Below are 25,081 nucleotides of genomic sequence, written 5' to 3' on the forward strand. Positions count from 1 at the left end.
ATCCGAATGCCGTCGATGGCTTCTTCGTGGAGCGCTGGACACGAACCTCGCGGCCCGACCCGGCTGGACCGCCGGGCGCCGAGGTCGGGCCGTCAGGCCGGGCGTTCGCCCGCCTGCTCCGGCGCGTCCTCGTCACCCTCGGCGCCGGCCGCCAGGGCGGCCGGCGCCTCCAGCGCTCGTTTGAGGTCGCCGAGGAACGCCATCGCGTCGCGGCCGTTGACCACGCGGTGGTCGTAGACCACACCGAGGTAGGTGAACCGGCGGACTTCGGGCCTGCCCCGCTGGTCCAGGACGAGCTGCTCGTCGATGCCGCCCAAAGAGAGCGCGCAGGTCTGGCCGGGGAAGACGATGGGGGTAGCGAAGACCACGCCTTCGGCGGTGTGCGCGGAGATCAGGATGTTGGCGCCGGTGAGTTCGTCGGTCCGGAAGGTGCCGCGGACGGCTTTGTCGCGGAATCCTGTTATCAGGTCGGCGATCTGAGCGACGTTCAGCGCGGCGGGGTTGTGCACGACCGGGGTGTACAGCCCCTTTCCGGCGTCCACCGCCACCGCGACGTGTGCGCGGGGGGCGGGCTGGACGGTGCCGTCGTCGAGGAGCCGGGCGAACAGGTCCGGGTGCGCCGGGAGCTGGTCCGCCACCGCCTTGACGAGCAGGCCGAGCAGGGAGACGACGCTGCCGGTGCGCTGACGCAGGTGCCGGGCGAGGTCCTGGGCCCGGCCGACGTCGACTTTGGCGTAGGCGGCAGCGGCCGGGATGGTGCGCATCGACTCGGTGACCACGGAGCCCACCGCCCGCTGCTGCGCCGACAGGTGCCGGCCGGTGGCGGCACCGGCTTGCGCGGCGCCGGGCAGCAGCGCCTCGACGTCGGCCGCGCGGATCACGGTGCGGCCCAGTCCGCGCAGCACGTCGTCGGTCAGGCCGTGCTGCTCCACGAGGGCGCGTGCCGCCTTGGTGAGCGTCGGGCCGGCATCGGTTGCCGGCTCCGGGGGGCCGGCGGCCGGCGCGGAGAGGTAGGCATGGCGTTCGTCCGCCGAGTCGAAGACGTGGGCGACGGTCTGGCCGGGACGGCAGTCCGCGCCGCCCGCGACGAGGGTGTGGAGGATGCCGTCGGCGGCGCTGTCGATCTCCTCCTGGGCCTTGGAGGTCTCCACCACCACCAGCGGCTGCCCCTTCTCGATGCGGGCGCCGTGCTCGGCGAGCCACTCGACCAGGACGTAACTGGCGTCGTTGGTGTTGAGGGTGGGCAGCTTGACGCTGATCACTGGGAAGCCTCCGTGAGAGCGCGGCGGAGTGCGGTCGCCTGGAGCAGGACGGTGTGCTCCAGGTGCGCGGCGGTGGGGATGACGCTCGGTCGGGCGCTGAGCAGCAGCACGGGGCGGGCCAGCCGGCGCCACAGATGCTCGTGCAACTGCTGGGCGAGCAGTTCGCCCCAGGTGCCGCCTGCCGCGCTGTCCTCCGCGACGCAGATGCGGCGGGCCCGGGAGAGCGTCTCGAGCAGCGGTTCGACGGTGAACGGGTAGAGCTGGGAGGGCACCAGGAGCTCGCAGGTGACCTCCTCCTCCAGCAGCAGGGTGCGCATGGCGGCGACGGCTCGCTCGGTCAGGCCACCGGGAGCCAGGATGATCCAGTCCGGGTCGGCGCAGTCCACGGGGAACACGCGCGCGGTCCGGCTCGGGTCGTCGAGCAGCTCGTACCGGAAGAGGTCGTCGACGATCCCGCCCTGGTGCATCGTGCGGGCGTAGAGCGTCTTGTCCTCGAACAGCATGCACGGTTGCTCACGGGAGAACATGGCGGTGAGGACGTCCGCGTTGTCGTGAAACGGCGACATCTCGTGCAGGCTGAGCTCGGGAATGCCGATGAAGTGCTTCTGCAGGCTCTGGCTGTGGGTCGGCCCGTAACCCCGGTTGCCGCCGGTGGGACAGCGGACCACCATGCTCATCGCAACGGCGCGGCCGTACATCGACACGGACTTGCTGGCGAAGTTCAGCAGTTGGTCGAAAGCGAGAGCGGCGAAATCGGAGAACATCATCTCCACGACCGGGCGGTTACCGGTCAGGGCGAGCCCGGCCGCCACACCTACGATGCCGCCCTCGCTGATCGGCGAGGAGATCACCCGTTCCGGGTGGCGGTCCGACAGGCCACGGGCGGCCTTGAAGGCGCCGCCGTACGGGTCGGCGATGTCCTCACCGATGACGTAAGCGCGGGGATCGTCCTCGAGAAGCGTGTGCAGGGCCCGGTTGAGGTTGGCGATCACCCGCTCCGGCCTGGTCACGAGTGCTCCCAGCGGGACACGGGACGGGCCTGGACCTCGCGCACGACCTCGGCGATCGCCAGCCGCCGGCTCCGGTCCGCCTCGGCGAACTGCTCCGGATACCGCTCCTCGTACCGGCGGTACCAGTCGTGCGCGGCCGCGTGCCGCACCACCTCGGCGGGACGGGAGTCATCTCCCTTGCTGTGCGGGCCCACACGGTTCGTGGCGAACTCCACGACCAAAGGCTGGTTCTGGGCGCGGACTTCGTCGACCAGGCCCGACAACTCCCGGCGCACCCTGGCGACGTCCTGGGAGAGGACGTGGTGGTGACGGATGCCGAAAGCCGCCGCACGCGCCTGGATGGTGCCGGCCATCTGCCGCTCGGTCGGGGTGGACTGGGCGATCTTGTTGTTCTCGACGACGACCAGCAGGGGAAGCCGCCACAACTGGGCCATGTTGAGCGCCTCGTACACCGCGCCTTCGCCCCAGGTGCCGTCGCCGACGTGCACCACCGCGATCCGTCCGGGCTCGGACCGTCGCAGGTGCAGGGCGACGCCCGCGGCCACCGGCAGACTCTCGCCCTGCACGCCGGTGGACAGGTAGCGGTCGCGGTAGATGTGCTGGCTGCCGCCCACTCCGTGGCACACGGCGCCCTCGCGTCCCATGATCTCCGCCAGCAGGCCGTGCGGGTCCTGGAAGCGGGCCAGGTAGTGGCCGTGCCCGCGGTGGTTGCTGAAGACGTAGTCGCCCTCGTCCAGCAACGGGTAGAGCGCGACGGGGATGTACTCCTGCCCGAGGCAGGTGTGCGTGGTGCCGTGCAGCAGACCCTGTGAGAACAGTTCCAGCAGGGCCAGTTCGAAGTGGCGGATCATCAGCAAGGTGTCGAGGTCCTCGGCCGACAACCGCGACAGGGGCTCGGCGCCCGTGCGGGGCCGGGGTGCCGTGAACTCCGTCGCGGTGGCGCTGCCGCCGACGAGCCGGGGTGCTGCACTGGTCACATTCGTCTCCTCACAGAAATACGACCACCTGGGCACACCAGGTGCACTGACTTTCGTACACGGCGGGGGCGAGATCACGTGAAGCACCCGTTGCGGTTCAACTGGACGACAACGTTCGAACAAATCCGAGAAACCTCGGCAGCGGTCCTTTTTGAACCACTGGAGCAGGCCTTTCGAAGCCTGGCACGCCGCGCCGTTCCGCAGAAGCCTTCATTCCAACGCATGGGACAGGTTCGGAACTGCACGCGGCCCCGGAAGAGCAATAGGCAGGGACATGATCTGCAACTTCCTCGGAGGTGCACCGTCCACGTCACGACGAAGATCGGCCCCAGTCGACACAATTCCCCGACGATTGTGTACGAAAGTTGCTTTTGAGATTCGACAGCTCGTGTTAGCGACCCGGCACAGGCCCGAGGACGGCATCGGGAGCAGTCAAGCCTCGAGCCGGGACCTCCATCGCCGTGCCTGCGTTCCCGGCCGGACGGACTACTACAGCACTCGCCCGTCCCCGCGAGGCAGGGGTCCACCGGCGCCCGCACCGCGCGGCCGCCCTCCGGTCTCAGCGCGGGATCGACACCAGCCGTCAACCTCGGATCGAAGACGTTGCCCGTTCGCCTCGGCGAGCTTCCCGATCGGACACGGCCGGCACCATCGCCGACCGGTTCCTCAGAGCACCGTTCCGCTAGGTGAAACGGCGCTCGCATTCGCGACCATCCGCGATGCACAGTGTCGGAACGCTGCGTCGACATGATCTCCACAAGCCCGGTGAATTGTCGTGGAATGGTCCAGCAACTCGTCCGAAAACCTTGGAGGTCCGCTGTGTTCGCCGGTTACCGCAGCGCCTTCTCCAAGCGAGGTGCCGCTTCATTCTGCATCGCGGGCGTGCTGTCGCGTCTCTTCGTCGGAATCTATCCGCTCGGCCTGCTCTTGCTGCTGGCCCTGCCCACCGGCCAGTACGGGGAAGCCGCGTTGGTGAGCGGTTGCTGGACCATCGGCAACGCCCTCGGCAGTCCCGCCGCGGGGATCGTCGCGGACCGCTTCGGACAGCACAGAACGCTGCTCCTGTCGATTTTCGCGCATTTCGTGCTGGCCACGACGATGCTCGGTTCGGTCGCGCTGGGCACACCTCTTCCGATCACCCTGCTCCTGGCTTCTCTCCTGGGCGCTTCGGTGGTCAACACCGGCCCGATGACGCGAGCGCGGTGGGCGACGATGTGGCCGGACGACAGCCCTGAGCGGTCTGCCGCCTACTCGGTCGAGACAGGTCTGGACGAGGTCGTCTTCGCGATCGGTCCTCTTCTGACGGCAGCTCTCGCAATCCAGGTCTCCCCGTACCTGGCCGTCGCTTCGGCTTTTCTCCTCACCGCCGCCGGCGCGACCTGGCTGCTTTTCCAGCGGCACACCGAACCGCCCCGACGACCTCCTGTCGCGCGAGTGCATCGGCGCCTCGCCGCACGGTATCCAGGCATGCCTTTGCTGCTCGTCATGCTCGTCGCGGTGGGAGCCACCTGCGGCGCCGCGGAAGTGCTGCTCGTCGCACGTTCCGCCGAGCTGGACCGGCCCGGTGGTGCCGGTCTCGTGCTGGCGTGCTTCGCGGTGGGCAGTGGCGTCGCGGCCATCCTGTTCGGCTCACGGACGCGAAGTGGGCCGGCGTCGCTTCGGCTCGCCCTGAGCGCCTCGGTGTTCGGCCTGCTCCCCGTCCTCTACCTGACCGCGGACAGCCTTCTCGCTCTCATGGCCTGCTCCGCGGTCAACGGTCTCAGCATGGCGCCGACCGTCATCAACGCCTTTCACCTGCTCGACGAGCTGATTCCGGTGGCGATCCAGACCGAGGGGATGAACTGGGTGTGGTCCAGCCTCTCGCTCGGCTTCGGTTCGGGCACCGCCGCCGTCGGCACGATCGCAGACGAGCTGGGGGCCCGACCCACCTTCCTCCTCCCGGTCCTCTGCGCGTTGTCGGCTGCCGCGGCCGCGCATCTGCTGCATTCGCGATCGAAGCTCCGAACGAAGACAGAAGCACTGAACACTTCACGATGAAGGACCAGATCACATGGTGAACGATGTTCTTGAGAAGATCGAGGGTTCCCGTGTGCAGCTCGGGATCCAGGCCGCTGAAGCGGAGGAAATGGGCACACTTCCCGAGCACACCGCGGACATCTTGCGGAAGACCGGCGTGGTGCGCATGCTGCAACCCGCCAAGCACGGTGGTCTCGAGGCCGATCCGCGCGAATTCCTGGACGCGGTGATCCTGACCGCCGAGTCCTGCGGCGCTGCGGGCTGGGTCGCGGGCGTCCTGGGTTCACACCCGTGGCAGATGGCTTTGATGCCGGAGTCCGTTCAGCACGACGTGTGGGCGGCTGACCCGGACACCTGGATCGCGTCGCCGTTCTCACCGTTCGGCAAGGCGCGGAAGGTCGAGGGAGGCTACTTGCTGAGCGGCAGGTGGCCGTTCTCGTCCGGCACGGACCACTGCGGTTGGGCGTGGCTGGGGGCGACCGTGGTCGATGCCGAAGGCGATCGCGTCGGTTCCGACGGCACTCTGCACATGCTGCTGCCCCGTGGCGACTACACGATCATCGACGGGTCGTGGAACGCGGTCGGCCTGCGTGGCAGCGGAAGCAAAGACGTCACGGTGAGCGGCGCGTTCGTTCCCGCCGAGCGCGTCATCGCCGAGCAGAAGGTCGTCAACGGCGACGCGGCGCGGGACGCGGGCAGGACCGAGAACCTCTTCCGCATGCCCTGGTCCGCCATCTTCCCCAACGCGATCACCGCTTCCATCATCGGCATGTGCCGCGGCGCCCTGGCCGCGTCCTTCGACTACCAGCGCGACCGGGTCGACGAGTCCGGCCAGCTGGTGCGCGAGGACAACTTTCTCCTGGCGCAGCTGAGCGAGTGCTGCTCCGAGGTGGAGTCGGCGCGAGTCCAGATGATGGCCAACGTGGGCCGGATGTGGGACATGGTCGACTCCGGGAAGGAGGTGCCGTTCGAGCTCCGCGCGGCCGCTCGCTGCGACCAGGTCCGCGGCAGCCGGCGCGCCGTGGAGGCACTGGACCGCCTCTACAGCCATTCAGGCGGAAACGCCCTGCGGTCGGATCGGCCCCTGCAGCGCTTCTGGCGCGATGCGCATGCCGGGTTGAACCACGCCATCAACGTCTACTCCGGACCGTACCAAGCCTATGCGCTGACCAGGATGGGCGCGGCGGTTCCCCCCAGCCTCCAGCGTGATGTCTGAGCCACGGGGGACAACAGTGGACGAGCCCGCGACAGCCTCCGTCACCGACGCACAGCAAGGCAGCACTACACCGGGCCTGGCGAGCTCGACACGCCTGCGGATTCTGCGGCACGGCAAGGACCGGCTCGGGGACGAGACCCTGGAACAGGTCAGAGCGAGCCGCGCCGACACCGCGACCGGACCGGTGGTGGCGCAGTTCTACAACTGCGTTCTGGACAAAGCAGAGAACCGGTACTCCTACCGGAGCTACCTGGCACTGGACGTCCTGAAGCCCCTCCTCCCCACGGCGGAGAACGTCCACACCGGACTGGAACTCGTCTCGCACCTGTTGCGCGACCTGGCCGAGTTCGAACGGATGACGTTGGAGGACGAAGGCAGCAGGCTGCTCCCCCGGGGCCGGCCGGGTCATCAGATCGCCCTCAGGAGAATCCGCAAGGCAGCTGCCCTGCGCGAGAACACCGGTCCCCCTGGAACAAGACCCCGTTTCACGGACGAGCTGGTCGAGGACGTTGTCCGCTTCAGCGTTCTTCCCGTCTCCGACCAGCACGACGAGTACCTCTTCATCCGAGTTCTGCAGTGCTACGAGACGGTGTTCACGATGATGGCGGCCACGCTGGAGGAAGCAGTAGCGGTCACGCGGTCCGGATGCGTCTCCGAGGTCGCCGCTCGGATCGAGTCGGCTGCGACAACACTGGACCAGGCGTCTGGGCTGTTCAGCCTGCTGGCCACCATGCCACCCGCCCACTTCCGGGCCTTCCGGATGCAGACCGACGGGTCGAGCGCGATCCAGTCGGAAGCGTACAAGCTGGTGGAGATCTTCTGCGCGTTGCCGAGAAGAGACCGTCTCGACTCCCCCGCCTTCCTCTCCGTTCCTCGCGTGCGGCTACGCGCTTTTTCCGGGCACGACTCCCTGTCCTCCTGGCACTGTCGCGGGCAGAGCAGGTGGAGCGACGCGGAGAGCACGATGGTGATGAAGGCGCTGCAACTGCTGGAACGGAGTCACCAGAAGTGGAAGCGCACCCATCACTCCATCGCGAGATCGATGATAGGCAGCAGCGGCGGAACCGGCGGCACGGACGGCATCGAGTACTTGCAGCGGTGCACGGAGAACCTGCTCTTCTGGCCGATCGGCGAGCAACACCACCAGCATGATTCTTCCTTCAACGGAGGTCGAGGATATCCGTGGATCTGATGAAGTGGATGGTCCGTGCGCATGAGGAGAACACGAAGTGGCAGAGCTCTTTTCCACCGTTCTCGCCCCATCCGTCGATGGAAGTCGGCGATGACGCGTTCGCGGCGGCCTTTCACGACCTCACGGAGAGACTCGGGAAGAACTATCCCTTCTTCCACCCGTCGTATGCCGGGCACATGGTCCGGCCGCCGCACTTCGCCGCCACCATCGGCTACCTGGCGGCGATGCTGATAAATCCGAACAACCACGCGTTCGACGGTGGCCCGGCCACCGTCGAGATGGAGAAGGAGGTCGTCGCCCAGCTGTCGGGCATGTTCGGGTTCCAGACCCCGCTCGGCCACCTGACCACCAGTGGCACGATCGCGAACCTCGAAGCCCTCTACGTCGCGCGAGAACTCCGACCGGGCCAAGGCGTCGCCTTCAGCGAAGACGCCCACTTCACGCACAACCGCATGTGCCGCGTCCTGGGCGTGGAAAGCCATGCGGTGCGGGCGGACCGCCGGGGCCGCATCGACGTCGAGGCCCTGGAGAAGCTGCTGCGGACGCAACAGATCGGCACCGTCGTCCTGACAGCCGGCACGACCGGTCTCGGCGCGGTCGACCCGATCCACGAGGTCCTCGCGTTGCGGGAGCGCTACGACATCCGCATCCACGTCGACGCCGCTTACGGCGGCTTCTTCACGCTGCTCACGGGATCGGACACCGCGGAGGCGCTACCGCCAGAGCCGTGGCAAGCCATTTCCCGGTGTGATTCCGTGGTGGTCGATCCGCACAAGCACGGACTGCAGCCCTACGGCTGCGGCGCGGTGCTCTTCAACGACCCGGACGTCGACCGGTTCTACGCCCACGACTCCCCGTACACCTACTGCGCTCCTGACGAGTTCAACCCCGGCGAGACGAGCCTGGAGTGCTCGCGGGCCGGTGCGGCCGCGGCAGCCCTCTGGCTCACCTTCCAGGTCCTGCCGCCGACCCCCTCGGGACTGGGCCGAGTGCTCGGCGCCGGCAGGCGGGCCGCCCTGGAGTGGTCGGCCAGGATAGCGTCGTCCGGGATCCTTGAGCTGTACCAGGAACCTGAGCTGGACATCGTCACCTACTTCCCTGTCGTCCGGCCCGCGAGCATGCGGCTGGTGGATCGGACCTCGGCCGCAATGCTGGAAAGCGGTGCCACAGAGGCAGACCCCGTGTTCTTGAGCACCCTGAAGGTGCGATCCGATGCACTCGTCAGCCGACATCCCGGTATCACCGCCGATGCTTCCGAGGCGCGGATCATCCGCAGCGCGCTGATGAAACCGGAGTTCGAAGACTTCATCCCGCACTTGCACGACAGGGTGGAGGCGCTGGCCGTCTCCCACACCGAGCTCAGGTGAGCTCGGCCTGCACGGGCGGTCGTCATGGCGGTTCGGGCCGGATCAGTGGACGAGAACTCGCCGGCGAGATCCGAGGCTCCCGGCGCGACCTGCTGCGGGAGGCCTGCTCTCGAAGCGCTCGGCGGTGATCGCAACGAACCACCGCACGGTTCTGGGCACGGTTTCGGTGCACCAGCAGCGCGGCGACACGGAGTTGCTCGTCGTTCCCGCGCAACGCTTCGACGAGACCTGCACTCCCGAGCTCGAAGCGGCGGGCTTCGCCGTTCCGGGACGCCCGGACCACCACGCGCCGGACGCACGTGGGTTTCCGCCGGCGGCAGTTCCGGCCGCACGAAGCGAGTGGCTCACACGCTCGCCGGGGTGACGACGGTGAAGCGGCCCAGGAACGCCGCCGATGGCTCCTCCCCTTCACCCCGGGCAGCTGTGCCTGGTGGCAACTCGTCGCCTTGTCCATGGCAGTGCCCGGCCAGGATCTCCTCGGGGTGGGGGGTGGATGCCCACCAGCTGGAGCACTGGGCGGACCTGACAGCGGCGGAGGGTGTCACCGCGGTGTCGGTCACGCCGACATTCTGGGCGTCATGCGCTGCTGCGCATCGACCGAGACCGGTGCGGCTTTCGCGGTGCATGACGGCCGCGCCGGTTTCCGTTGTCCTGTTCGGACAAGGAGGACATCGACCGCCCTCGGCTGAGGATCCAGAACGGGAGTCGCCGGTCCGCAGTCCGTACCACGGCGTCGGGCTCACCACCGGCCGTGTGTGAAGTGCTCCTCAGCCGTCCGGCGGTCGTGCGGCCACGGGTGTATGCGCGCCGCAGGCCTGCCGAGTTCGCCGTGCCGCTGCTGCTGACGAGGTCGTCCTTGCCGAGACTGCATATCAGGGAAACGTGGTCGAGTGGTCATGATCGAGTCCGCGTGCGCGCAACGCGGCCGTCCGGGACTGCTACCTGTCCACCGCATGGGACGCGCCGGCACGGGTGTTGCCGACGGCATTCCGCGATCGGCCCGGCAGCCCCGGCTGAGCATGTGAACCCTCTCCTGTTCCAGGTGGGTGTTCGGGTCGATCCGCTGGTGTGCGGGGGCAATCCGCACGTGCGGCACGCCACCCCGACCTGTTCGAGTGATTCTCTGTCCTCGCTTGGGACGGCGGTCGAGTTCCGTCTACACCGGAAGGGCACTCGCAGTCGTTCACACCTGGCCTCCGGAAAGGGTTTCCAGTGAGCGATGCAGTGGAGCGGGTATCGGACTGGCTAGGCCGATCCGCGGACGAGATCGACCGGCTCGTGCATCCGGTGGAGTTGGAACGGGTGCTCGGTGCGATCCACGAGCTCAACCGCCGAGCGGCCGCGAGCGACCCGGAGATGTTCTACCGGCAGCAGCTCCTGCTGTCGCGGATCTACACCATGCAGCTGCGAGTGGCGCCCGGCGAACCGTCTGCCGAAGGCTCGACCGCGCTGCACCGGGTGACGCGCCTGCTGGAACAGGCGACCGCGGCGGCGGAGGACTCACGGATCGAAGCGGGAGCGCTCGACAACGCACCCGCGGAACCCGCCGAGTTCGTGTCCTGGCTGAAGAAGCTGGCGCGGCGGCACACCGTCTTCAAGCACCCCTACTACACCGACTTCATCCGCGACCGCGCCGATTCCGAAGCGATCCGCCGTTACATGATCCAGGAGTCGGTGATCGACGGGCGTTTCGACGACCTCCTCGCACTGATGCAGGTGGGGACGAGCGGTCCGGCCAAGATGGAGATCGCCCGGAACTTCTGGGACGAGATGGGCAACGGGAACCCGGCGGAGGTGCACACCCACCTGTTCAAGCAGATCTTCGAGGTGTTCGACATCACCGACGACGAACTGGAGATCGCCCTCACCGCCAACGCGTTGCTGTCCGGCAACCTCGCGGTCATGCTGTGCCGCTACCGCTCCAGCTACCCGGAGGCGGTCGGTTTCCTCGGCATGACCGAATGGCTGGTCCCTGACCGCTTCGTCCAGGTGGTGCACGCCTGGGATCGGCTCGGTCTGCCGGACGTGGGCATCGTCTATCACCGCCTGCACATCACCGTGGACGCCCAGCACGCCGCCGGGTGGTTCCACAACGTCATCAAACCCGCGGCCACGTCACCCGCCATGCGCAGGGGAATCGCCCGCGGCACGCTGTGGCGCCTGAACTCGTCGCAGCGCTACCTCGACGAACGGATGTCCGAAGTGGACCTGTCCGCGAGGCTCACGACCGCCGGGTGAGCGGCCGTTCCGCGTCTTGAGGAGGAAGGAGTTCCCGGACATGGGACTCAACGAAGCAGGCTTCAGCATCATCGACCTCCCGGCGGCGTCCACCGAGTTGCTGGCGAGCTACGACGACCTGCCGGTCGACGAGTACATGGGTCATGGCACGAGGTTCAAGCGGTTCTGCCAGTACCGGCTGTCCCGGGGCCAGGACTCCGGTTGTTCGTTCGAGCTGCTGCCACAACGCGACTACACGACCTTCGTCAAGTTCAACCCGGTGGCAGGCGGTATTCGGCGCCGGTACGAGCCGGTCGAGGTCGACTTCACCGACCTGCTCCGCGCGGGCGTGCAGGGGTTCCCGCTCGACCTCTCCGAGGACTGGTCGATCAACCTGCACCAGAACCGGTCACAGGCGACCAACGCCTCGACCGCGCCGCTCACCCCGGAGGGCGTACACCACGACGGCCACGACTACGTGATGATCGGCGTGCTCCGGCGGGCCAACGTCGGGGGTGCGTTGACCAGGCTCTGGAAGCCGGGTGCCGACGAACCCTTTTGGAGCGGCACCATCGAGGAGGGGCAAGCGGTCCTGCTCGACGACCGGGCAATCCAGCACGACGTCACGGACGTCGAGTCGATCGACGGTCGCCCGGCCAACAGGGACATCTTCATCGCGGCGTTCTCCCGGTGGAGCAGGAAGTGGTACGGCGACGAGCACGACGCGAAGGCGCTCGCCGACGACACGTCCGGTACCGCAGAGGACTGACCGCGATGGTGGCGTTCGCCAAGTACCACGCGATGGGCAACGACTACCTGCTCGTCGAGCCGCGGGACGGCGTGGCCGCGGGTCCGCTCGCCGCACGCGTTCTGTGCGATCGCCACTTCGGGGTCGGCGCTGACGGAGTGGTGTTCGGGCCGTTGGGACGACCGGGCGCGGCAGGCGCGGTCGAGGTCCGCATCCACAACGCCGACGGTTCGGCGTGCGAGCGGAGCGCGAACGGGTTGCGCGCGTTCGCGCTCGAGCACGCACGCCTGCACGGGACGAGGCAGCTGGTCGTCGACACGGGGTTCCGCACGTCCACGATCTCCGTCGACGACGTGGACGCCGGGATCGTGTCGATCGAGCTCGGCCGCCCGGACTTCTCCGCGCAGGCGGTGCCCCTGCTGGACCGTGCGGGCGAGGCCGTGGACGTGCCGATCGAGGTCGGCGGCGGCCGGTGGCGGATCACCGCGCTGAACAACGGCAACCCGCACGCGGTGCTGGTGCTGTCCTCTGTGGATGATCAGCTGGTCGACCTGGTCGGTCCTCTGCTGTCCGCGCATCCACGGTTTCCCGGCAGGGTGAAAGTCGAGTTCGCCGCGGTCGTCGGTCAGGACGTGCTGGGCGTGGTGGTGTGGGAACGGGGCGCGGGCCGCGTGCTGGCCTCCGGCAGTGGTGGCTGTGCGGCCGCCGCAGCCGCACGCCGCCTCGGTCTGGTCGGGGACCAGGTCGAAGTGGTCATGAGCGGCGGTTCCTTCACCACGCGGTTCGACCGCCGGGGCACCGTGCTCATGACCGGTGAGGTCGAGCACGTCGCCACCGGCCGGCTGGCTGCCGGGATCGCCTCGCGGGTGAAAGAACCGCAACCGTCCTGAGGGGAGTGTCGTGCCTCGCCAGAACCTGCTCACTACCACCGGCACCACTAACGAGGTCGCCGGAGCGTGCCCGCTCGACTGCCCCGACTGCTGCAGCTGGCTGGTCACCGTGGAGAACGGCGTGGCGACCGGGCTGCGGGGCAACCGTGAGCACCCGATCACCAGGGGCACCCTGTGCGTCAAGGTGAACCGCTACCTGGAGCAGGCCTCGCACCGGGACCGGATCCTGCACCCGATGCGCCGGGTGGGGGCGAAGGGCGAGGGCCGGTTCGCACGGATCGGGTGGGACGAGGCGCTGGACGAGATGGCCGGCAGGCTCTCCCGCATCGTCGACGAGCACGGCGGTGAGGCGCTGTGGCCCTACCAGGGAACCGGTGCGCTCGGGTACCTCCAGGGAGTGCAGGGGCGAGCGGGCACCAGGTTGTGGAACGTGCTCGGCGCATCCCACCACGACATGACGATCTGCTCCATCGCGGGCCTGACCGGGTTGACGTACGCGCTGGGCACCAGCAGGGGCATGGACCCGGAGGACTTCGCGCTCTCCAAGCTCACCCTGCTGTGGGGCACGAACACGTTGACGTCGGGGCACCACCTCTGGAGGTTCATCGAGGCGGGGCGCAAGAACGGTGGTCACGTCGTCGCCATCGACCCGATGCGCACGCGGACCGCGGCAGCCGCGGACGAACACCTGGCGCCGATGCCCGGGACCGACGGCGCGCTCGCACTCGGCCTGATGCACGTCATCGTCGCGACTGGCCGGGAGGACGACGACTTCCTGTCGCGGTACTGCTTCGGCTGGGAGGACTTCCGCGAGCGCGTGCTGGCCTTCACGCCCGAACGCGCCGCGTCCATCACCGGTGTACCCGCCGAGCAGATCAGGGATCTCGGTGAGCGGATCGCGTGCACCAGGCCCACCGCGATCCGCACCTCACAGGGGATCCAACGGCACGCGGGTGCGGGCGCGACACTGCGGACGCTGGCCTGCATCCCGGCCGTCACGGGCGACTGGCATCGGCCCGGCGGTGGGCTGATGTTCTCCACCGACACCTACTTCGGCGGGAACCGCGAGGCGCTGTTCCGCGACGACCTGCGCCCGAAAGCGGTGCGGACGCTGTCGATGACGCGTCTCGCCGAGGGGCTGCTCGAAGCGAGCGACCCACCGGTGATGGGGCTGGTCGTGTACGGCGCCAACCCGGTGGTCAGCACCAGCGACCAGAACCGGGTGCGCGCGGGGCTGTCCAGGGAAGACCTGTACACCGTGGTGATCGACCACTTCCCGACCGACACCGTCGACTACGCCGACCTGGTCTTGCCCGCAACGATGCAGCACGAACACACGGATCTGATGGACGCGTACGGCCACCTCTACCTCGCGTGGAACGAACGTGCCGTCGAGCCTCCGGGCGAATGCAGATCGACCACGGACACCTTCCGCGACCTGGCGAAGCGGATGGGGCTGCGCGAGCCCAGCCTCTACGACTCCGACGAGCGGCTCGCCGAGCAGCTCCTCGACTCCGACCACCCCTCGCTGCACGGGATCACGCTCGACGGTCTGCGGGCCAGCGGGTGGGCCCGGCTCAACTACCCCAGGCCGCTCGCGCCGTTCGAGCACGGGTTCCCCACCCCGTCGGGGAAGTTCGAGTTCATCTCGGCCTCGGCGGCCGCCGACGGCCTCGACCCGATGCCGGGCTACACCCCGCCGCTGGAGGTCGCGGACGACGAAATGGCCGCACGCCACCCGTTCGTGCTCATAGCGGGGGCATCGCACTTCGCCATCAACACGATCTTCGGCAACAACGACGAGCTGCGGCGCAGAGCAGGCTCGCCGACCGTGGTCGTGCACCCCGACGACGCCCTCGCACACGGGCTCGTCACCGGCACCCACGTGAGGGTGTTCAACGGACGCGGTGAGTTCACCGCGGACGTGCTGGTCGACGCACGGGTCCGCCGCGGTGTCCTCAGCACGACCAAAGGTCATTGGCTCAAGCTCACCGGTGGCACGACGGTCAACGCCACGGTGGACGAGCGGGATGCGGACATGGGCGGTGGAGCGGTGTTCCACGACAACCGGGTCTCGGTCGAAGCCCTCGAGATCCCGGCAGCGCAGATTCGAGGAGGAGCGTCGACATGAGCGCGCACAACGGTGTCCGGCTGGCGAGCGGACCGCAGGGCGCCGAGCAGTTGAGCGCTCTGCTCGGGGTGGCCCTGCGCGGAATGGAGGCCGGCATCCGCGAGCGCGGCGGCCCGCTGCCCGCGGGAGGGCCCGCTGTCGTCTCGGCCGCTCTCGCGGCAGCCGGCGGGGGAACGGGCCGGCTGCCCCATGAGGGCATCGGCGAGGAACGCGCGTTGGAGGAGATGAGCAGGCTCCTCGGCCTCGGCTCGGCGGATCCCGCCCACCCGCACTGCGCGGCCCACCTGGTCTGCTCGTCGCTGGCGGTGTCCGTCGCCGCGGACGTCGTGGCGAGCGCGCTCAACCCGTCCATGGACGTGTGGGAGCTGGCGCCGATGGCCAGTGAGATCGAGCGGGACTTCACCACGGGCATCGCCGGCCTCTGCTACCCGGCCGAGCTCTCCCCCGACGCCGTGGTCACCTCCGGGGGGACCGAGTCGAACCTCCTCGCGCTCCTCCTCGCGCGCACTCTGCTCGGTGCCGACCTCCAGGTGGTGTGCGGCGCGAACGCCCACCACAGCGTGACGAGGGCGGCCTGGCTCCTCGGCCTGCCCACCCCGGTCGTCGTCGCCTGTGAAGACGACCGGATGGTTCCGGCGGCCCTGGAGGCCGCTCTGGAGCGGCTCGGTTCGTCCACCCTCGTCGTCGCCACCGCGGGCACCACCAACACCGGCAGGATCGACCCGCTCGCCGAGATCGCCGGGACGTGCCGCCGGTTCGGGGCCCGCCTGCACGTGGATGCGGCCTACGGCGGACTCGCGCTGTGCAGCGAGAAGTGGAAGGGGCACGTGCGAGGCGTTGAGCTGGCGGACTCGGTGACGCTGGACATGCACAAGTTCGGCTGGCAGTCCATCGCGGCCGGTCTCCTCGCGACGCGCAACGCGGCGGACCTCGGTGCGCTGACCATCAGCGCGGACTACATCAACGCGTCCGACGACGTCGACGCCGGCCTGCCGGACCTGCTCGGCAGGTCGATCTGGACCTCGCGGCGCGCGGACGCGTTCCGGATGGCGGTCACGCTGATGGCGTTGGGCACCAACGGGCTCGGTCACCTGGTCGACCACTGCTGCGCGACCGCGCTGGAGGTCGCGGCGGAGATCGACCGCCGGCCCGACCTGCGGCTGTGGCAGAGCCCCTCCCTGTCCACCGTGCTCTTCCGGCCGACCGTCCTCGACGAGCTGCCGATCGCCGCGGGGGACGCGCTCGTCGGCCGCATCCGGCGCGAACTGCTGGCCAGGGGGACCGCGATCGTGGGGCGGGCCGCACTGCCGGACGCAGTGGACGGTCACCGGAAGCTGTGGCTCAAGCTCACCCTCCTGCACCCGAACGCATCGGGCGCCGACTACCGCTCCCTGCTCGACCAGGTCGTCGCCGTTGCGGCGGAAGAACAAGCAGGACTGGTGGAATCCCGGTGATCCGGCTGGGACGGTGCGCACCGGCGGGCGGACGTCCGAGCGCTTCGAGCAGGAGGCCGCGAACGGGTCAGCGGGCCGAACGTGCCCGCTGTGAAGATGCGTCGCGCGGCGATCCCCATCAGCCGCCCGGCTTCGACCTAGGAGTTCTGCCATGCAGATCGTGCTCGCGACAGAGTCGGACGCTCCAGCGCTCGGCGAACTCATCACGGAGTCGTTCCGCGACCTCGACCTCACCGGCTGGCTGGTGGACGACCTGGAGGACTGGCGCAAGATCGGTCCTCACTACCTCGAACGCGAGGTTCGGGACGCCATCGCCTGCGGTGTGGTCTACACCCTCCCGGACCTGTCCGCCGCCCTGGTCGCGTTCGACCACGCGGTCGAACCCGAGCCGGCACCGGAACGGGAGAGCTGGCTCAGGGACCTCACCGGTCCGTACTTCGAACGGTTCGCCCGGTTCGAGGCGGCCTTTCTCTCCGCGCATCCGCACCAGTCCCACTACTACGGCGCCTATCTCGCCGTGCGCCCGACCGAGCAGAACAACGGTGCGGCCAGCCTGCTGCTGAACCACCACCACCAGGTCCTGGACGAGCTGGGCCGCGACGCCTACGGCGAAGCCTCGAGCAGGCGGCTGGTGGACTTCTTCGGTTCCCGCGACTACACGCCGCTCGGCCTACCCGTCGTTCTCGACGGCCAGGAACTCCTGCAACCGATGTGGCGCACAGCTCGTCGGCCGGGCTGACCGGCTTCGGCGCCGGAACCGGCTCGCCCGGTCCGGCGCCTCACTTCCGGGCGGTGCCGACCAGGAGCAGCGACCCGCCCGGATCGCTGAGATCCGCTACCCGATCGTGCCCGCTCGCCTCTTCCGGATGCCAGTCGGGTGCCTGGGTGGCCCCAGGAGGGTGAAGTCTCCGGAAGAGCGGTGATCCCCGTGCGGACGCGGAAGATGGCTGCGCTGACGGAGTTCGCGTACATGCTCTTCAGTTCGCCCAGCATCGCGGTGCCCTGCCGGGAGATCTCCGTGTCGGTGACACGGGACGGGGAGAGGTGCGACCCCGGCACGAGCAGGTCGCGGTAGGTGGCGTCGAGGCACGGGCCGAGGCCCTCGGTGCTGTCGCTGCGCAGCACCACCATGAGGAGCACCGCCGCCGGTCCCCGCAGTCCGATCACGCCGGTGCCCGCGATTCACGACCAGACCCGTTCCGTGTCGCGCATGTCCGCGTGGACGGCCGCATGCCGGCCGGGCTCGCCGTTGCCTTCGAGCAGCGGGTTCGCGTGATCGACGGTCACCGGCTCGTGCCGGACCCGATGTCGGTGAACTGGCGGATGCCCGGCCGGACGGGGTACGGCACCACCCTGCGCTGGAACATCCGGTTGGCGTGGACGACCGACCTGACCACCGGGTGGTCGCGAAGGACGCGCTCGGCGAACTGCCTGTCGACCTCCCGGTCGCCGGCTCCGCCGAGGTGGTGGTCGTGGATCGGGGCGACGCCCGGTCGGGTCAGATCGGTGCCCGGCAGTGGGAAGGACTCGTCGTCCGGGTGGGACGTGACGACTCCTCGGCGGCCCGCGCACCCGGGGAGGCCGGGGTGCGCAGGCAGATCATCGGACACAGCGTGCACGTGGTGAGGTGACTTCCGGCGAGCGTCAGGGCGCGACCCCGGCGACCACGGTGCCGAGATCGGTGGATCCCATGCGCCCCAGGGTCTTCCCCGCATCGATCGTCAAGGCGATCTCTGAGCTCGACGGCACCACGTCGGGGCGTCGCTGAGAGCGCGAGCCACTGCGGTCGGCGCGGAGTGCGGTGACCGCGGTGGCGATGTCATCCGCGAGCCGGCGGGCGAGGACGTCGGAGAGGTCGTTGCGGCAGACGATCCTCGCGACGGTGACGTCGGCCTGGTGGGACGGGAGTGCGTAGGTGGGCACGAGCCAGCCGCGCTGGCGGAGGCGGTCGGCGAGGTCGGTGACGCTGAAACCGGCGTGGTCGTGGGTCGTGAACGCGACCACGGGCAGGTGATCCGCGGAGGAGATCACCCGCAACTCGGGGAACCGGCAGAGCTGGGCGGCCAGTGACCGGGCGAGGTCGCGGCAGCGTTGCACGACAGCGCGGTAACCTTCCGCACCCAAGCGGAGGAACTGGTAGTACTGCGCGATGACCGGCGCGACGGGCCGGGTGAACGACAGGGTCTGGGTCGACATGCGGCCACCGGTGTAGTCGGTTGAGAACCCGAGCTCGGCGGGCACCACGCCGGGGTCGCGCCACACGATCCACCCCAGTCCCGGGGCGACCATGCCGTACTTGTGCCCGGACGTGTTGATCGAGCTCACCCTGGGCAGCCGGAAGTCCCAGACCAGCGCGGGGTCCAGGAACGGTGCCACCATCCCGCCGGAGGCCGCGTCGACGTGCACCGGCACGTCCACGCCGTCGCGGCCGCACCGCCGGTCCAGCGCGGCGCACACCTGCTGCACCGGCTCGTAGAAGCCGTCGTAGGTGGTGCCCAGCACGGTCACCACGCCGATGGTGTTGCTGTCGCACGCCTCGGCCGCGGTGTGCGGGTCGATGCCGGAGCCCCCTTCGGCCACCGGGATCTGCCTCGCTTCGACGTCCCAGTAAGCGCAGAACTTGGCCCAGCAGACGTGCACGGCGGTGCTCATGACCAGGTTGGGCCGCTCGCGTGAGCCGCTGGTGCGGGAGCGCCACAGCATCAGCATCGCCAGCCCGGCGAGCATGCAGGCCTCGCTGGAACCGCCGGTCGACGTGCCGACCGCGCTGTCCGGATCAGGAGCGTGCCACAGATCGGCGAGCGCTGCGACGCACCGCTGCGCCAAGTCGGCCGTGTGCAACGGCTGCACACCGTCAACGGTGTTGTGGTAGAGGAACTCGGCCATCAGCCGTTCGGCCTCCGGTTCCATTCCGGTGGTGATGAACGTCGCCAGGTTCAGCTGTGGCCGCACGTCCGGGCGCAGCTCGTCCTGCACCGCCTGGTACGCCGCGCCCGCCGTCGTCGGCTCCTGCGGCAGTCGCCAGCCCGTGGGATTCCCTTGCAGCTCAGACATCACACACCCCAAACGAAGATCGAAGGAACATCAGCCGGTCGCCTTCTCGAAGCCCTTCGGCAGCGGCACGGGAACGGTCGAGGAGAGCAGGTTCTCTGCGCGCAGGTCGGACCAGACGCCGGCGGGCACCTCGCCGGCGACCATCGCGACGTTCTCGGTGACCTCCGCCGCCGACCGGGCACCGACGACGACCGCCCGCACCGCCGGATGCCCGAGCGGGAAGTGCAGCGCCGCCTGCGGAAGCGGGACGCCGTGCCGCCGGCAGATCCCGGCGATCCTGCGTGCCCGCTCGACCAGCGCGGCCGGTGCCGTCGTGTAGTCGTGCGTGGCGTCGGCCGGGACCTCGTGGCGAGCCAGCAACCCGGAGTTGAAGACGCCGGCTGCCACGACGGAGACGCCCTGTTCCGCGCACAGCGACAGGAAGTCCGCGGTCGCGGCGTGTTCGAGCACCGTGTACCGGCCGGCCAGCATGACGTGGTCCAGGGGATGCGCCAGCACGAACCGCTCCGCCACCTCCCACCGGTTCACGCCGACGCCGATCCCGCGGACCACGCCCTGGGCCTTCAGTTCCGCCAAGGCCGGCAACGCCTCGCGCAGGACCTGCTCGCTGTGGTCGTCCGGGTCGTGGACGTAGACGAGGTCGACCCGGTCCAGGCCGAGCCGGGTCAGCGAAGCCTCCAGCGACCGGCGCACCCCGTCCGCGCTGAAGTCCCACACCCGCCGGTGGGTCGCGGGCACGGCGAAGCCCTCGGCCAGGTCGTCGCCGCCGGTGGCGCAGGGCTCCAGCAGCCTGCCGACCTTGGTCGAGATGACGAACTCCGAACGAGGCCGCTCCGCGAGAGCTGCCCCGAGCCGCCGCTCCGACAGGCCGAGGCCGTAGTGCGGAGCGGTGTCGAAGTACCGGACGCCGGCCCGCCACGCGGCGTCGACGGTGGCATGTGCGTCCACTTCGGACACGGGACGGTACAGGTTCCCCAGTGCGGACCCGCCGAGGCCGAGGCCGTTGATCACGGTAGTTCCCACACGAACTTCGCGTCCGAGCGGCCCGAGTCGTAGTCGAGCGGAGCATCGAGGAACTCGTCCATCTTCTGCTGCCACGGGATGTCTGCGGGGTGTCCGTGCATCTGTTGCATCATGGCCGCGTAGTCGTCCACCTCGACGACGTGGAAGAGGTCGAGACCGCTGCGCCAGATCCGCCACGACCGCACACCCGCCGCGCGCAACGCCGCGTCGAGTTCATCGGGTATCCGGGCGTGCGCGGCCTCGTAGGCGGCTTCCTTGCCCGGCTTGAGCCTGGTGTGCAGGGCGACTGTCTCCATCGTGCCGGTACCTTTCGATCGGGTCGCTGGGGCCGCGGTCAGGGTGCGAGGGTCGTCGACGCGGCGGCGCGTTCGGCGCATTTCCGGGCCACCAGCGGTTTGAGGAACGCGAGCCCGGTTCGCGCGTCGTGGTCGGGGTCGATCCCGCGGCGGTGGAAACCCGTCTCGGCCGTGAGGTAGCCGTCGAAACCCGTGTCGAGCAAGGCGTCGACCAGGCCCTCCCAGTCCTCGTCACCGAGACCGGCGGGCAACCGGGTCTGCGTTCCCCGCGTGTCGGCGATGTGGATCTGGTGCAGGTCCGCGCCCATCAGGTGGACCTGGTCGGTGAGCGACTCCCGCCGGTAGCGGACGTGGCTGCAGTCGAACATCACTTTCACGTTCGGCCGCGCGATGTCCTCCATCAGCTCCATGGCGTCCTCGCCGCTCTCGCACAGGTTCGAGTTCTCCGCGAGCGGCTCGACCACCACCGTGAGGCCGTACTGCGCCGCGTCGTCGGCGACCCGGGCCAGGCATTCGCGCGACCACGCCCAGGCTTGCCGCCGCCGGGTGCCGAACACGACCCAGCCGGGCAGGTAGACCACCGCTGCGGCACCCCACTCGGCGCACAGCTCGTTGATCGCCCGGTAGTGCTCCACGGTCGCTTCGCGTTCCTCGGCCACAGGAGAGCTCGGGTTGTAGCCGGGGCCCCCGGTGGGCGCCGGGCCGATGCCCGAGACCTCGATGCCGTGGTCGTCGAGCAGACTGCGCACCTCGCGCCGCCTGGCGGGGCTCAGGTACGGCGGATAGGCGTGCGGTGCGGCGGCCCCGATCTCGATGCCGTCGAAGCCGATCCGCGCCAGCCGCTTGACCGTTTCGTCCAACGTGTACGCGGGGACCCAGCTGCCGAAGCTGGAGTAGGACCAGGTGTGGTAGCCGAACTTCATCGCCATGAGCTTCCGCCTCTCGAAGGGGTCAGCGTTCGAAGAGCTCTCGGAGGTGCCCTCCGAGAAAGACGCCGTCCGGGTCCCATGCCCTGCGCAGCTCCTGGAACCGGTCCCACTCCGGGTAGCGCCCGGCCAGCTCCCGGCCCGTCCGAAAGTGGACCTTGGCCCAGTGCGGGCGGCCGTCGAAGTCCCACAGCACCGAGTCCACGGCGCGAAGCGGTGCGACCCACCTCTCGGGATCCCGCGCCGACACGGGATGCGTCACCCCTATATGGCAGGTGGTGGTCTGCCTGCTCGGGCTGAGCCAGGCGGTGTCCGCGGCGGTGAAGCGGACGTCCACCGGTGCGCAGACGCGCAACCCGCCTCGGCGCACCTCGCTGACCAGGGCGCGGATCGCGTCGGCCGCCCGGTCGAACGGAACGCTGTACTCGGTGCCCTGCACGGGAGGCGGGAGGTGGTGCAGGAGTGCGTCGTCGCAGCGCATGACCTGCGCACCGCCCCGGCCGGCGGCCACGGCGGCCGCGTAGTGCGCGGCGCCCGCCATCCGCGGCGGCCAAGAGTTGTTGCACAGCAACCCGAGCAGTGCACCGGGCGGTCCCGGTGGCGGGGTCGGTGGCTCGTCCGTCGGCGCGGCCTCCCAGACGATCGCCTGCGAGGTGTGCGGGTACCACCAGAAGCCCCCGAAGTGAACTCCGCGGAACTCGTCGAGGTCCGCCAGCACCTCCGCCAGCGGCCGGCGCCGGACGACCTTGCGCAGCCGGTGGCCGCGCACCACGGCGAAGGTGAGGTCGAGGACCACACCGAGGCACCCCAGGTGCACGCGGACGCCGTCGAGCTCCGGCTCGTCCTGCGTGATCGTGCGCACCCGGCCGTCCGCGGTGAGGATCCGCGCCGCCACGACGTGGCTGGAGAGCGTGCCGTGCCGGGGACTGCTCCCGTGGGTGGCAGTGGCCACGACACCGGCGACGGTCTGCTCGTCGATCGCGCTCTGGTTCGGCAACGCGAAGCCCGCCGCGGCGAGCTCCCGGTTCAGCTCGCGCATCGTCGTGCCCGCCTTCACCGTGACCGTCATGGCCGCCGGGTCGACGGCGACGACACCGCGGTGGTGGCGCAGGTCGACCAGTGTCCGGCCGGTCGGTGCGACGAGGTTCGCGTAGGAGTGCCCGGACCCCACCACGCTGATGCCACGTGCGCGTGCGGTGTCGTCGAGCACGATGTCGCGCAGCTGGTCCGCGGTGTCGGGGGCGAGGAGGCGGTCCGCGATGCCGCGGACCGCCCCGCTCCAGTTGGACCACGCCGTGCGCCGGTGTTCCCCGGTGGTGATCTCCGGTCCTGGTGTCAACCGCGGTGCGTCGGTCATCCCTACCTCGTGGTCAGCCGCTCGGCGAACTCGTCCGTCGTCATCCGCTCCGCCTGCCGCGACTCGAAGTACCACTCGGTGAGCCGCTTGAGACCGGTGTGGAACGGCACCTCGGGCGTCCAGCCGAGCCGCTCGAACGCCATGGCCGCGGACGCGACCCGGTTGTAGGGGCCGGTCGGCTTGTCCGGCAACGGCTTGATCTCCGTGTCGGCCTGCCCGGTGAACTCGAGGATCATCCTGGCCGCCTCCTTGACCTGGATGGGCTCCTCGGTGCCGAGGTTGATCGCGCTGCCGTCGTGGACGCGCTCACCGGCGAGAACCAGACCGCGCACGATGTCCGTGACGTAGGTCCAGTTGCGGATCTGCGTCCCGTCACCCCAGACCTCGAAGGGTTTCTGCTGGATGAACGCCCGGCCCACCATGGCGGTCAGGGCGTGGCTCTCCGGGCAGCGCTCGCCGTAGACGGTGAACAGGCGGCACGACACCGACGGGAACCCGAGCTCGCTGTGGAGCGCGGCGAGCCGCTGCTCCGTCATCAACTTGGCCCAGCCGTAGATCCCGTCCGCGTGGAAGGGCGGCCCCACCTGGGGTTCGGTGAGTCGCACCTCCTCGTTCACGTCGGCCTGGAGGTCGACCGGGTAGACGCAGCCGGAGGAAGCGAAGACGAAGTTCTCCACCCCCGCGTCGACCGCCGCCTGCGAGACCACGCCGTCCAGGACGAAGTTGCGCGAGCACGCGGCCTGGTGCAGCTCGATGAACCCTCGTCCCCCGTGGATCGCGGCGAGGTGGAAGACGACGTCGACGCCGCGCATCACCTCGGCGGCGAGCCGCGGGTCGCAGAGGTCGCCCTCCACGAACTCCCAGGCGGACTCCGGAACGGCGCTGAGGTTCTCCAAGCGTCCCGAGCTGAGGTCGTCAGCGACGCGCACCCTGGCACCGGCACCGACGAGGTGCTCCACCAGGTGCGATCCGATGAACGAGCAGCCACCGGTGACCAGCACTCGTTTGCCGCGCCAGAATTCCTGCTGGGTCATGAGGAATTTCCATTCGTGAGATCGGGCTGTCGTGTTTTTCTTCGCAGCTGCCCATCGGAGTTCTCGACCAGCAGCCACCCGTCGGTTGAAGGGAGTGTGTGACAGCCGGCATCGATCATCCAGAGCCCGTTCCAGCGCTCGGGACGGAATTCCGGCCGGGCCGGATGAAGCGGAGTTCATTCCACCCGACGGGACGGGAGGTGGTCCGGTGCGCAACAGGTCCATACCTTCCACCGGGAATGCGATCATCGGAAGGCGGAGGACGATGCCTGGACCGCTCAACCCCGTGCAGTCGGACGCACTGCCCGCGGCACCCGTGCTCGACTGGCGCGACGGCCGCGGCGCCGGGGGCCACGCTTGGGTACCGGAGGAGCTCTACCGCGAGATCCTGGAACGGATGCCCGTCGTCTGCGTCGACACGCTCGTGGTCCGCGGCGGCGAGGCGCTGCTCACCCGCCGCAGCCAGGAACCCCAGGCAGGCTCCCTGTGGTTGCAGGGCGGCCGCATGCGCAAGGGCGAGCAGCTCGCCGAGGCCGCGGCGCGCACGGCCGAGCAGGAGTCCGGGCTGAGCTTGACCCTGCGCGGTGTGCTGGGGACCTTCTCCACCGTCTTCGAGGCGTCTGCACACGGCAACTCCCCCACCCACACCGTCAACGTCACTTTCCTCGCCCACGCCGAGCACGACGCCCGGCCGCGGGTCGACAACACGCACGACGACTTCGTCTGGTGGCCGCTGACGGAGCCCACCGGGAACGCCTACCTCGACCAGCTCTTCGCGCTGGCGACGGAGCAGTTGGGCGTCGCCGGGCAGAGCTGAATTCACTCACGTCGCGCTTCGGTGAATGCGCGGGATATTCCAGGATTGGCCAATGGCGATTTCGTCAGCCGACCCAACGGTTGGAACGCGAGCT

General features: G+C 69.3%; 22 protein-coding genes. 12 read left to right on the top strand and 10 right to left on the bottom strand.

Annotated features, from left to right (window positions below):
* Positions 1–92: 92 nt before the first annotated feature.
* Genes ND450_RS15550 through ND450_RS15560 form a run of 3 tightly spaced genes read right to left on the bottom strand, consistent with a single transcriptional unit; the run spans position 93 to position 3,249 of the window.
* A complete protein-coding gene (locus ND450_RS15550) occupies positions 93–1,262 on the bottom strand; it encodes a 2-oxo acid dehydrogenase subunit E2 (RefSeq protein ID WP_253326828.1) in 1,170 nt (389 codons plus the stop codon).
* The gene (locus tag ND450_RS15555; protein WP_253326829.1) at positions 1,259–2,272 is read right to left on the bottom strand and encodes an alpha-ketoacid dehydrogenase subunit beta; all 1,014 of its coding nucleotides are present in this window, start codon (positions 2,270–2,272) and stop codon (positions 1,259–1,261) included. Before ND450_RS15555 ends, ND450_RS15550 begins: the two co-directional genes overlap by 4 nt.
* Positions 2,269–3,249, bottom strand: coding sequence for a thiamine pyrophosphate-dependent dehydrogenase E1 component subunit alpha (locus tag ND450_RS15560; protein WP_253326830.1), 981 nt, complete (start codon positions 3,247–3,249; stop codon positions 2,269–2,271). The genes ND450_RS15555 and ND450_RS15560 overlap by 4 nt, the downstream gene beginning before the upstream one ends.
* An 819-nt stretch (positions 3,250–4,068) precedes the next feature.
* Between ND450_RS15560 and ND450_RS15565 the strand changes: the two genes are divergently transcribed.
* The 11 genes from ND450_RS15565 (at position 4,069) to ND450_RS45730 (ending at position 17,555) form a co-directional block, all read left to right on the top strand.
* On the top strand, positions 4,069–5,286 hold the full coding sequence (locus ND450_RS15565; RefSeq protein ID WP_253326831.1) for an MFS transporter: 1,218 nt from the start codon (positions 4,069–4,071) through the stop codon (positions 5,284–5,286).
* Positions 5,287–5,431: 145 nt separating this feature from the next.
* A complete protein-coding gene (locus ND450_RS15570; protein WP_253327929.1) occupies positions 5,432–6,481 on the top strand; it encodes an acyl-CoA dehydrogenase family protein in 1,050 nt (349 codons plus the stop codon).
* Positions 6,474–7,673, top strand: a complete 1,200-nt coding sequence (locus tag ND450_RS15575) for a tryptophan 2,3-dioxygenase family protein (RefSeq protein ID WP_253326832.1) — start codon at positions 6,474–6,476, stop codon at positions 7,671–7,673. The genes ND450_RS15570 and ND450_RS15575 overlap by 8 nt, the downstream gene beginning before the upstream one ends.
* Positions 7,664–9,040: an aspartate aminotransferase family protein gene (locus ND450_RS15580; RefSeq protein ID WP_371927711.1), complete on the top strand. Its 1,377-nt coding sequence runs from the start codon at positions 7,664–7,666 to the stop codon at positions 9,038–9,040. Before ND450_RS15575 ends, ND450_RS15580 begins: the two co-directional genes overlap by 10 nt.
* A 1,212-nt stretch (positions 9,041–10,252) precedes the next feature.
* Positions 10,253–11,278: an iron-containing redox enzyme family protein gene (locus ND450_RS15585; protein WP_253326833.1), complete on the top strand. Its 1,026-nt coding sequence runs from the start codon at positions 10,253–10,255 to the stop codon at positions 11,276–11,278.
* Positions 11,279–11,318: 40 nt separating this feature from the next.
* Positions 11,319–12,026, top strand: a complete 708-nt coding sequence (locus tag ND450_RS15590) for a 2OG-Fe dioxygenase family protein (protein WP_253326834.1) — start codon at positions 11,319–11,321, stop codon at positions 12,024–12,026.
* Positions 12,027–12,031: 5 nt separating this feature from the next.
* Entirely contained in the window at positions 12,032–12,895 is an 864-nt protein-coding gene (gene dapF, locus ND450_RS15595) for a diaminopimelate epimerase (RefSeq protein ID WP_253326835.1), read from the top strand.
* Positions 12,896–12,905: 10 nt separating this feature from the next.
* Positions 12,906–15,026, top strand: coding sequence for a molybdopterin-dependent oxidoreductase (locus ND450_RS15600; protein ID WP_253326836.1), 2,121 nt, complete (start codon positions 12,906–12,908; stop codon positions 15,024–15,026).
* Entirely contained in the window at positions 15,023–16,480 is a 1,458-nt protein-coding gene (locus ND450_RS15605) for an aminotransferase class V-fold PLP-dependent enzyme (protein WP_253326837.1), read from the top strand. The genes ND450_RS15600 and ND450_RS15605 overlap by 4 nt, the downstream gene beginning before the upstream one ends.
* Positions 16,481–16,631: 151 nt before the next feature.
* Positions 16,632–17,219, top strand: a complete 588-nt coding sequence (locus tag ND450_RS15610) for a hypothetical protein (RefSeq protein ID WP_253326838.1) — start codon at positions 16,632–16,634, stop codon at positions 17,217–17,219.
* Positions 17,220–17,423: 204 nt separating this feature from the next.
* On the top strand, positions 17,424–17,555 hold the full coding sequence (locus tag ND450_RS45730; RefSeq protein ID WP_256557516.1) for a hypothetical protein: 132 nt from the start codon (positions 17,424–17,426) through the stop codon (positions 17,553–17,555).
* Between the two features lie 208 nt (positions 17,556–17,763).
* Here ND450_RS45730 and ND450_RS46040 read toward each other — a convergent pair whose 3' ends face one another.
* From ND450_RS46040 to ND450_RS15645, 7 genes are read right to left on the bottom strand one after another with little or no spacing between them, the layout of a single operon-like run.
* Positions 17,764–18,195: an SAM-dependent methyltransferase gene (locus tag ND450_RS46040; protein WP_371927712.1), complete on the bottom strand. Its 432-nt coding sequence runs from the start codon at positions 18,193–18,195 to the stop codon at positions 17,764–17,766.
* Entirely contained in the window at positions 18,125–19,534 is a 1,410-nt protein-coding gene (locus tag ND450_RS15620) for a glutamate decarboxylase (protein WP_253326840.1), read from the bottom strand. Before ND450_RS15620 ends, ND450_RS46040 begins: the two co-directional genes overlap by 71 nt.
* A 30-nt stretch (positions 19,535–19,564) precedes the next feature.
* Positions 19,565–20,557 carry an aldo/keto reductase gene (locus ND450_RS15625; RefSeq protein WP_253326841.1) on the bottom strand — a complete coding sequence of 331 codons (993 nt, stop codon included), beginning with the start codon at positions 20,555–20,557 and terminating at the stop codon, positions 19,565–19,567.
* Entirely contained in the window at positions 20,542–20,853 is a 312-nt protein-coding gene (locus ND450_RS15630) for an L-rhamnose mutarotase (protein ID WP_089919555.1), read from the bottom strand. Before ND450_RS15630 ends, ND450_RS15625 begins: the two co-directional genes overlap by 16 nt.
* A 38-nt stretch (positions 20,854–20,891) precedes the next feature.
* On the bottom strand, positions 20,892–21,776 hold the full coding sequence (locus tag ND450_RS15635) for a sugar phosphate isomerase/epimerase (RefSeq protein WP_253326842.1): 885 nt from the start codon (positions 21,774–21,776) through the stop codon (positions 20,892–20,894).
* Positions 21,777–21,804: 28 nt separating this feature from the next.
* A complete protein-coding gene (locus ND450_RS15640; RefSeq protein ID WP_253326843.1) occupies positions 21,805–23,136 on the bottom strand; it encodes a D-arabinono-1,4-lactone oxidase in 1,332 nt (443 codons plus the stop codon).
* A gap of 2 nt (positions 23,137–23,138) precedes the next feature.
* Positions 23,139–24,170, bottom strand: a complete 1,032-nt coding sequence (locus ND450_RS15645; protein ID WP_253326844.1) for an NAD-dependent epimerase/dehydratase family protein — start codon at positions 24,168–24,170, stop codon at positions 23,139–23,141.
* Between the two features lie 265 nt (positions 24,171–24,435).
* Here ND450_RS15645 and ND450_RS15650 point away from each other — a divergent pair, with 265 nt between their 5' ends.
* The gene (locus tag ND450_RS15650) at positions 24,436–24,987 is read left to right on the top strand and encodes an NUDIX domain-containing protein (RefSeq protein ID WP_253326845.1); all 552 of its coding nucleotides are present in this window, start codon (positions 24,436–24,438) and stop codon (positions 24,985–24,987) included.
* Positions 24,988–25,081 lie beyond the last annotated feature (94 nt).

The organism is Lentzea sp. HUAS12 (assembly GCF_024125735.1).
Lineage (GTDB): Bacteria > Actinomycetota > Actinomycetes > Mycobacteriales > Pseudonocardiaceae > Lentzea > Lentzea albida.